Annotated in this window: 14 protein-coding genes; 12 read left to right on the forward strand and 2 right to left on the reverse strand. The window is 71.1% G+C overall.

Annotated features, from left to right (window positions below):
- The first annotated feature begins 230 nt into the window (after nucleotides 1–230).
- The gene (locus tag CCN42_RS30065; RefSeq protein WP_086740345.1) at nucleotides 231–788 is read left to right on the forward strand and encodes an HDIG domain-containing metalloprotein; all 558 of its coding nucleotides are present in this window, start codon (nucleotides 231–233) and stop codon (nucleotides 786–788) included.
- Nucleotides 789–1,009: 221 nt separating this feature from the next.
- Here the strand turns inward: CCN42_RS30065 and CCN42_RS30075 are convergent, their stop codons facing one another.
- Together CCN42_RS30075 and CCN42_RS30080 are read right to left on the reverse strand one after the other, a co-directional pair.
- Entirely contained in the window at nucleotides 1,010–1,480 is a 471-nt protein-coding gene (locus CCN42_RS30075) for an NUDIX hydrolase (RefSeq protein WP_086740348.1), read from the reverse strand.
- A 28-nt stretch (nucleotides 1,481–1,508) separates the two neighbouring features.
- A complete protein-coding gene (locus CCN42_RS30080; RefSeq protein WP_086740350.1) occupies nucleotides 1,509–2,240 on the reverse strand; it encodes an XRE family transcriptional regulator in 732 nt (243 codons plus the stop codon).
- A gap of 159 nt (nucleotides 2,241–2,399) precedes the next feature.
- Here CCN42_RS30080 and CCN42_RS30085 point away from each other — a divergent pair, with 159 nt between their 5' ends.
- The 11 genes from CCN42_RS30085 to CCN42_RS30135 all read left to right on the forward strand — a co-directional run.
- Nucleotides 2,400–2,756, forward strand: coding sequence for an SCO3933 family regulatory protein (locus tag CCN42_RS30085; RefSeq protein WP_086740352.1), 357 nt, complete (start codon nucleotides 2,400–2,402; stop codon nucleotides 2,754–2,756).
- 2 nt (nucleotides 2,757–2,758) lie between these two features.
- A complete protein-coding gene (locus CCN42_RS30090; RefSeq protein ID WP_086740353.1) occupies nucleotides 2,759–4,117 on the forward strand; it encodes an FtsK/SpoIIIE domain-containing protein in 1,359 nt (452 codons plus the stop codon).
- A gap of 27 nt (nucleotides 4,118–4,144) precedes the next feature.
- Nucleotides 4,145–4,351: a hypothetical protein gene (locus tag CCN42_RS30095; protein WP_086740355.1), complete on the forward strand. Its 207-nt coding sequence runs from the start codon at nucleotides 4,145–4,147 to the stop codon at nucleotides 4,349–4,351.
- Nucleotides 4,351–5,040: a DUF2637 domain-containing protein gene (locus tag CCN42_RS30100; RefSeq protein WP_086740357.1), complete on the forward strand. Its 690-nt coding sequence runs from the start codon at nucleotides 4,351–4,353 to the stop codon at nucleotides 5,038–5,040. Before CCN42_RS30095 ends, CCN42_RS30100 begins: the two co-directional genes overlap by 1 nt.
- 19 nt (nucleotides 5,041–5,059) lie before the next feature.
- Entirely contained in the window at nucleotides 5,060–5,254 is a 195-nt protein-coding gene (locus CCN42_RS30105; protein ID WP_086740359.1) for a hypothetical protein, read from the forward strand.
- 1 nt (nucleotide 5,255) lies between these two features.
- Complete coding sequence (locus CCN42_RS30110; RefSeq protein ID WP_086740361.1) at nucleotides 5,256–5,447, forward strand: mobile element transfer protein; 192 nt, start codon at nucleotides 5,256–5,258, stop codon at nucleotides 5,445–5,447.
- 10 nt (nucleotides 5,448–5,457) lie between these two features.
- The gene (locus CCN42_RS30115; protein ID WP_086740363.1) at nucleotides 5,458–5,613 is read left to right on the forward strand and encodes a hypothetical protein; all 156 of its coding nucleotides are present in this window, start codon (nucleotides 5,458–5,460) and stop codon (nucleotides 5,611–5,613) included.
- A 23-nt stretch (nucleotides 5,614–5,636) separates the two neighbouring features.
- On the forward strand, nucleotides 5,637–5,960 hold the full coding sequence (locus CCN42_RS30120) for a SpdD-like protein (RefSeq protein ID WP_086740365.1): 324 nt from the start codon (nucleotides 5,637–5,639) through the stop codon (nucleotides 5,958–5,960).
- A gap of 95 nt (nucleotides 5,961–6,055) precedes the next feature.
- Complete coding sequence (locus CCN42_RS30125; RefSeq protein ID WP_086740367.1) at nucleotides 6,056–6,607, forward strand: GGDEF domain-containing protein; 552 nt, start codon at nucleotides 6,056–6,058, stop codon at nucleotides 6,605–6,607.
- An 85-nt stretch (nucleotides 6,608–6,692) separates the two neighbouring features.
- Nucleotides 6,693–6,878: a hypothetical protein gene (locus tag CCN42_RS30130; RefSeq protein ID WP_086740369.1), complete on the forward strand. Its 186-nt coding sequence runs from the start codon at nucleotides 6,693–6,695 to the stop codon at nucleotides 6,876–6,878.
- Nucleotides 6,871–7,721, forward strand: an 851-nt coding sequence (locus tag CCN42_RS30135; protein WP_339384440.1) for a replication initiator, incomplete at its 3' end; no start/stop codon positions are given. The genes CCN42_RS30130 and CCN42_RS30135, both read left to right, overlap by 8 nt.

Genomic DNA, 7,721 nt, shown 5'->3' on the forward strand with positions numbered 1-7,721 from the left:
GGCGCGGCCAGCCGGGGCGCAGACAGGAGGCAGGCCGCGCCGCAGAGGCGGCGCGCGCCCGCGCCGTGCGCGGGCCTTGATGAAGTAGGGAAAGTCTTACCGCGCCTGATCGATACCCCTCGATCGTGGCCTGTCGGCTCGATGAAGTAGGGAAAGTCTTACCGCGCCTGATCGATACCCCTCGATCGTGGCCTGTCGGCTCGCTGCTCGGCTCGGCTACCGTTCCATGCATGCCTTCTGCATTGGACACGCCTCAGGGAGCGGCCGAACTCGCCGAGTCCCTGCTTCCTCCGCTCGGGAACCGCTGGCTGCACACTCAGGCCGTGGCTGCTCGGGCTCGCGAAGCTTCCGCGGCTGTGTCCGAGGCGGACCGGGATCTCCTCGTTGCTGCCGCCTGGCTGCATGACATCGGTTACGCGCCCGAGCTGCGTGACACCGGGTTCCATCCCCTCGACGGGGCTCGCCACCTCGAATCACTGGGTGCGCCGGCGCGCCTGGTGCAGCTGGTCGCTCATCACTCCGGCGCCGTGTACGAGGCCGAACAGCGTGGACTCTCAGCTGAGCTGGCGGTCTACGAGCGGGAGGACTCGCCAGTTCTAGACGCTCTGATCTTCGCTGACATGACGACCGGCCCCGCCGGACAGGCCTTCGACTTCGATACCCGGATCGACGAGATCTTGGTCCGCTATGAGCCGGGTTCCGAAGTCCACAACGCGATCAGCAAGGCGCGGCCGTACCTCGGTGCGGCTGTCGAGCGGACACGTACCCGCCTCGGCCTCGGCTCCTGATCGCTTAGTCAGTGGGAGTGGCCGTGCTTATGCAGCGCTGCGCTGGCGCGGAACCGTAGGCGTCCGCAGCGCTCCTTCTCCTCGTCGGATGCGTCCGTGGGACAGCAGCAGTGGCTAGCCAGCCATCGCAGGTCGTCCGGGTCTAGCCACAGGGGCACTCGGCCCTTGGCCGCCTCCACAGACGGTTCGGTCTCATTCATGGCTGGACCCTACCGAGGACGTCAGCCGATGTACGGGGCTGCCCGGTCAGCCAAACCATGCTCGATCCGCATGCGCATCGACGGGTGGATGTTCAGCTCGTCCAGCCTGCTCGGGTCGACGAAGGCGACTTCCTTGCTCTCGCTGCTCGTCCGCAGCTCGCCGCCGGTGATGCGGGCGTGGAAGCAGATGGAGAACTGCTGGCGGACTTCGCCGTCGTCGTACGCCATGACGTGGCCGGGGTTGGTGTAGATGCCGACGAGGCCGGTCACCTCCACGTCGAAGCCGGTCTCTTCCTTCGTCTCGCGTTCCGCTGCGTCCGGGGCCGACTCGCCCAGGTCGATGCCGCCGCCGGGCAGGGCCCAGAGGTCGTTGTCGGTCTTGTGAATCAGCAGGACCTCGCCGGCCTCGTTGCGGGCGACGGCGGTCACGGAGGGAACGAGGCTGTTCGCCTTCGGGGCGTTGGGATCGTTGAAGTAGTCGACACGGGCCATGTGTTCAGCGTTGCACGTCCGGGGCCTGCTATGCCGCCCGGCCCCGCTCCCAGGCGTAGTCGAAGCTCCGCATGTAGTGCCGGAAGGTCCTCGCTCCCGGGAGATACCGGAAGTGCATCACCGGGTTCTGTCCGGCGGGAGTTCCGAGGACGTGCGGGTTCACCAACACGTCGTCGTCGAACCGGTAGATCGAGTTGTAGAGGATCGTGTCGTGCAGGCGGACCTCGACGCCGGGCGTCGACATGGCGGGTTGCAGGTACCGGCGAGTGATCCGAGCCCGCGCCGCGAGGTCGTCGCCGATGCCCTCCTCTTCGCCGCGCTGGCGGACGGCCTCGGACTCCGGGTCGCCCAGCAGGATGCGGACCTGCGCGCCGGCCTTCGCCTTCTCGGCCAACTGGTCCGGCAGGTCCGGGTGACTGTCGAACAGGAACAGTCCCGCGTACACCAGGATGTCGACCTGGTCCGTCGCCTTCTCGATCAGGGACGACCACAGCGGGGCAGGGACCGCACCGCGGTGCGGGTAGTACGTGATCAGCTCGGATGCGCTCGCCTTCTCGGCCTGCTTCTCGGCTGACGGCCAGAGATAGACCTCGTCCGCCCCGAGGAAGCTTGCGGCCTTCCAGCGGTGCCCCCGGTGGGGAGTCCGGTTGGTGGTGATCCAGCGCTCGACGCTCTTGGGATCCACTCCGACGTGCTCGGCAACGGACTGGATCGTCTCGCCCTTCGCCGAAATCGCCGCGCGCAGACGCTCGTTCGCCATGACGTGCCCTTCCTCCGGGGACCCGTAGGGACGTTTTGACGGTACCTCAGACGTCCCTAAACGTCCACACGGACCGTGATGCGTCCACCCCTCCTCGCGGTCTCCTGATCTCACCGACGGGACGTCGGTCAGAGGCTCAACTCTTCAGGAGACAAGACGATGCGTCAGATCCCCGTGGACACCTCCGCCGCGACCGTGATGGTCGCCAAGACCCCCCAGCCCAAGGTCCGTGACCGCCGTACCGGCGAGATCGCCACCGACGCCGACACCGGCGCGAAGCTGATGGTCGTGGACGTCATGTTCGCCGCGAACGACGAGGTCGAGATCCTCGCCGTCACCGTGCCGGAAACGGGCATCTCCGGCGAGCTGACCATGGGCACACCGGTCGCGCTCACGGGACTGATCGCCCGGCCGTGGGAGAACGACTTCAACGGCCAGAAGCGGCACGGCATCGCCTTCCGCGCGGTCGCCGTGACCTCCCTGGTCGACACCGCCGCAACCTCGAAGGCGGCCTGACCGTGACCGGGTTCACGGTCGCTCTCGTGCTGGTCGTCGCCACTGCGGGTCTCCTGCGGTGGCGGCGCCCCGCCTGGTACTGGCTGACCTTCGGGGTCACCCTCGCCGTCCTCCGGGTTCTGGTCCGCTACGGCTCGGTCATGGACGCCTGCGGTCTGACGGTTCCGCCCTCGCGCTGGCGCTTGACCCTGGCCAGGGTCGCCAACCGGCCCGTTCCCGGCCCTCGCGCTCCGCGCATCCTCCGCGTGCGGCCGACCCGGACCGGCCTGGTGCTTCGGCTCAAGCTCCGGCCCGGTCAGGACGCCTTCGACGTGGCCGCCTCCGCGGACCGGCTCCGGCACTCGTTCGCCATGTACAGCGTCACCTCGCGTGAGCTGCGCTCGGGCGTGGTCGAAGTCCGCATGACCGGCTACGACGTGCTCAAGCGGGTGCAGATGCCGGCCAAGACCGACACTCGTCCGATGCGGGTACCCGTCGCCCTGCGGGAAGACGGCTCGGTCCACTACCGCGACTACCGGTCGATACCCCACGCCCTCACCCTCGGCGCCACGGAGTCAGGCAAGTCCGTCTACCAGCGCAACCTGGTCGCCGCGCTCGCCTCGCAACGGGTCGCCCTGGTCGGAATCGACTGCAAGCAGGGGGTGGAGCTGTTCCCGCTGGCCCGCCGGTTTTCCGCGCTCGCCGACACCCCCGACGCCGCCGCCGAAGTCCTCGATGCCCTCGTGGCCCGGATGGAGGGCGTCTATCAGCTCATCCGCGCCGAGCAGCGGATCACCGCTGACGTACCGGATGCGGAGATCGCCGCCGACATCTGGAGCCTGCCGGAAGAACTACGGCCTGTGCCGATCGTGGTCCTGGTCGACGAGGTCGCCGAACTCGCCCTGTTCGCCAACAAGGAGGAGGAGAAGCGCCGGGACCGGATCATCACCGCCCTGGTCCGCCTCGCCCAGCTCGGCCGCGCGGCCGGCATCTATCTGGAGATCTGTGGGCAGCGCTTCGGCTCCGAACTCGGCAAGGGCATCACCATGCTCCGCGCCCAGCTCACCGGCCGCACCGCCCACCGCGTCAACGACGAGACGTCCGCGAACATGGCGTTCGGCGACATCGCCCCAGACGCCGTGCTGGCCGCGATCCAGATTCCCACCGACCTGCCCGGCGTGGCCATAACCGGCGATTCGACCGGTGGATGGGCTCGCATCCGCGCCCCGCACACCTCGCTCCGCCAGGCTGTCAACATCTGCAACCGGCACGCCGACCGGACCCCGGACCTGCCCGAACTCGCCCCGTTCCGGCCCGTCCTGCCCGGCACACCTGCGGCGGCCCCGGTGCCGCTGTCCAAGACGGCTCCTGTCACGGCCTGACCACGCCCGTAGAAGGGAGATCCCCTCATGTGCCCCGACTGCGACGACTTCGCCCGCACCGTGCTTCTCCTCGGGCAACTCGCCCTGTACGCCGACATGACCGGCGCCGACCTCGACTTCGTGGAAGCCGTCAGCCCGTCCCTGGCCGTCTCGCTTCCCGAACCGCCGCCCGGCACCTTCCCGCCCGGCTACGACCCCAACGACGGCCCCCCGTACCCCGGTGAGGTGGCCTGATGGCCCGCCCCGCCCTGCGCGTCGACGCCGTCCTGATTCAGGCCGTCATTGCCGGTGCCCTGTCCTTCGCCCACCTGCACGACCTGGCCGCCGCTGCCGGACAGGACGGCTGGAAGGCATGGGCCTACCCGGTCAGCGTCGACCTGCTCCTGGTCGCCGCCTGGCGGCGGCTCCGCTCGGACGGACCGTCCCGGCTGGCCTGGTGCTGGTTCCTGGTCGCGCTGTTCGCCTCGCTCGGCGCGAACGTGGCCACCGCCGGTTTCCTCGACCTGGCCGACCCGCCCGCGCCGCTCCGCCTCGGCATCGCCGGATGGCCCGCCCTCGCCTTCCTCGGCGGCACCCTCCTCGCCCATTCCGCCGGGGACCGGGCGCCCGTTCCGCCGGCACCCGCCGCTCCGGACCCGGCTCCTCGGGCTGACCCCGAGATCGAACCTGAACCGGCCGCCGTTGCCGAGCCGGAACCGGCCCCGGTCACCCCGGCCTCCGACGAGCCTGCCCCGGTCCGCCCGGCCATCGACCCGGCACCACGCCCGGCCCCGCCGGTACCGGCTGCCCTTGTCGACCACGCCCGGAAGGTCGCCGCCGACCACCAGGCCCGAACCGGTGCCCAGATCGACACGGACACTCTGCGCGCCCGCCTCGGGGTCCCGGCCCAGCTCGCCGACACCATCGCAGCCCACCTCGCCTGACCTGGAAGGAAGCTGACCTGTGACGCGTGACCCGGCCGACCTGACCGCCGCCGACCACCTCGACGCCGCCCGCGAGATGGCCGCCGCTAACCGGCCCTTCCTCGCCCACCTGCTCGCCGAGGAGGCCGCCCGCCGCACCGCCGACCCGGCCACCGCGGCTGGCATTCGCGCCGCCTTCCCCGACCCGGCCACGACCCGAGAGGAGACCGACTGACATGCCCGCCCGTGACTTCTTCCACTCCGTGATGCGCATCGGCCCGGTGCAGATCGGCACCCACCGCGACCGCCACGGCCAGACCAAGCACGCCGCCGTGTGCAGCAACGACGGCTGCGGCTGGTCCGCCGACTACTCCAGCCAGTCCGCCGCCCAGCTCGCCGCCCGCACCCACCGCTGCAAGGTCCGCTAGGAGGCCACCCGTGGACGTCCCGCTCTGGCTCGCCCTGATCGTCGTCGGCTGGCTCGGCTGCAAGCTCATCCGCCCGCCCTGGTGGCTCGTCGCCGTGCTCCTCCTCGGTGGCTACCTCCTCGCCGACAGCCTCTTCGCCCCCATCGTCGACACCGCCGTCAAGTAACCCGCGAGAAAGGAGATCCGCCCATGTTCCGGCCCAAGCTCCCGACCATGCCCCAGCCCACCGGCATCGTCACCCCGCCCGCCGTCATCGAGCCGACCACCATCACCCCGGCCGCCCACGTCCTGCCGCCGGCACCCATGGCCCCGGCCGCAGTGACGCCGTCCCGGCCCACGGTCCAGCTCACCCCCGGCACCGCGCTCACCCTCGTCGGCGGTGGCACCGCCGTGGTCCTGGTCGTCGGCACCGTCCTGGTCTCCATGCTCCTGGCCGTGGCCGTCACCGCCGCCTCGGTCGCCGTCTGCGCCCTGGTCGTCCGCTCGCTCCTCACCTCTCAGCACCGCCGCTGAACGGCCCACCGGGGCGACGCACAAGCCGCCAAGCACGCCGCCGCCACCGGGCAGACCGTTCCGCTCACCCAACCGCCATCGCAAGGAGAAACGCCATGGAAGCGCAGATAGCCGCGACCCTCGTGCCGTTACTCGGCTGGGCCGTGCACGGCGGCATCCTCACCCGCCGTCTCGCCGCCGCCCGGCGCGACCCGCTTACCGGCCTGCACACCCGCGCCGGATGGACCGCCCGCGCCGAACACCTCATCCGCCGGCACCCGCGCGCCGCCGTCCTCCTGGTCGACCTCGACCACTTCAAGTCCCTCAACGACACCTACGGCCACGCCGCCGGAGACGCCGCCCTCGCCGAGACCGCCGACCGGCTTCGCGCCTGGTGCGGACACAACGGGATCGCCGGACGCCTGGGCGGGGATGAGTTCGTGGCGGTCGTCCGCGACCTGGCCGCCGCTGACCTCGACGCGCTGACTGCCGCACTTCACCGGCCTCTGCCTTACAACGGCGCGGCGTTGCCGTTGGCCGCCTCTGTCGGCGTCTGCCCGGTCGCGGAGCTGCCGGTGCCTGCTCTGACCGATGCCCTCGCCGCCGCTGATGCGGCCATGTACGCGGCCAAGGGCCGTGGCCGCCGGGGCGTGCGCACCTCTCACTGACCGGCCGCCGGGTGGCGCACAAGCCGCCAAGCACGCCGCCACCCGGGGCCGTTCCTTCCAACCGCAATCGAAAGGAACCACCATCATGGCGCACCGCACCCCGCCCCCGCCGAGGATCTGCCCGGCCTGCGACGGCTTCGCTTCCGTCGCCGTCACCCTCGGCGGCCGAGATGTCCGTGGCCACCTGCGCACCATCACCGCCCACTGCCCGGCCTGCCAGGGCACCGGCACCGCCCCCGCCCGCCATACTCCGGAGGGCGCCCGTGCCTGACGCGCTGCTCGACCGTGCCACCCTCCGCGACCTGCTGAGGGTGGCTTCGGCCTCTGACTACCACCGCTGGCACGAGCAGATCCGCCGTACCGGAGGCTGCGCCGACCCGATCCACCTGCGCGGCTGGGTGCTCCACAAGGACAAGACGACCGGCGAGATCCTGCACCACTACTCCACCGAGGGCGAACCCGGCGGACGGCTCCGCCTCGCCTGCGGAAACCGCCGCGCCTCCCGCTGCCCGTCCTGCGCCTGGACCTACGCGGGCGATACGTACCACCTCATCCGCGCGGGCCTGGCCGGGGACGACCGCCGCGACGTTCCCGCCGCCGTCCGGGATCACCCGCGCGTCTTCGCCACCCTCACGTCGCCCTCGTTCGGCCCGGTCCACAACCGGCCCGACCGGGGCGTCTGCCGCTGCGGCACCCGCCACCAGGCCGACGATCCCGCCCTCGGCACCGCCCTCGACCCGGAGACGTACGACTACGCGGCGGCCGTCCTCTTCAACAACCACGCCGGACAGCTCTGGCAGCGCTTCACCAACCGCCTCCGCCGGGAGGTTGCCGCCCGCGCCGGCCTCACGCAACGGGAGCTGAAGGAGTGCGCCCGGCTGTCGTACGGCAAGGTCGCCGAGTTCCAGAAGCGGGGCGCGGTGCACTTCCACGCGGTGATCCGTCTCGACGGACCGGACGGCCCCGACACCCCGCCGCCGTCCTGGGCCACGCTCGATCTCCTCACCGACGCGATCCGGGCCGCTGCCGCGCACTCCTACACCTCGGTGACCGTCCCGGCCGCCGACGAGCAGCCCGCCCGTACCTTCCGCTGGGGCACCCAGCTCGACGTACG

Origin of the sequence: Streptomyces glaucescens, from assembly GCF_002154375.1 — a bacterium.
GTDB classification, from domain to species: domain Bacteria; phylum Actinomycetota; class Actinomycetes; order Streptomycetales; family Streptomycetaceae; genus Streptomyces; species Streptomyces glaucescens.